At 20.8% G+C, this 730-nt stretch carries 1 protein-coding gene; it reads right to left on the bottom strand.

The genetic code is table 11. The features are described 5' to 3' along the window. On the bottom strand, nt 1-730 hold a 730-nt coding region (locus AVBRAN12642_RS09740; protein WP_336608318.1), incomplete at both ends, for a glycosyltransferase.

Genomic DNA, 730 nt, shown 5'->3' with positions numbered 1-730 from the left:
ACATATTTTTAACTTTAACTTATTTATTTCATACGATATTTTACCAAGTAATCTACCTATAATATTACAATTTAATTCTTTTTCTGATTTATATTTCAGTCTTATTAGCATATATAAATTTGATATATAAATTTTATTATTAAAATCTTGTGGATATTTATTTTTCATAGTATTAAAAAACCTTATAATCATATTTATTATACGCAACTTTAATTTTAAATCAAATTGACTACTATTTGTTAAAGAATTAGTATTTTTATAGTATTTATATAATTTATTTTCAATATAAGAATAATTATTTGTTTTGTTTATTAATAAAAAACCCATTGTAACATCTTCAATAAAATTTATATTATCTAAACCATACTCTTCCACTAACAACAAACAATCCAAATATAATTGTTTATTAATCAAAACACCCCACATTAAAAAATCATAATATACATGTTTTCCACTTAATTGAATATATTCATCATAACTATGTGCCACATTTAAATTATATGTTTCATCAAAACCTATTAAAGAAAAATTACATCTTAGCAACTTAAACTCATTATTGTAATGAATATATAAAATCTCACAAGCATTAAGCTCTAATTCATCATCTGGGTCTAAAAACATAATTAAATCGCTTGTAGCTACCTTTACCCCTTCAGCTCTTGCATGGAGTAATTTTAAATTTTCTTTATTATGAATAATTTTTATCCTACTATCTTTATTTGCATATTCG

It is taken from the genome of Campylobacter sp. RM12642, from assembly GCF_020137635.1.
Classification (GTDB): domain Bacteria; phylum Campylobacterota; class Campylobacteria; order Campylobacterales; family Campylobacteraceae; genus Campylobacter_E.
Note: the sequence above shows the minus strand (reverse complement) of the source record. Positions and strands in the feature narration are given on the sequence as shown.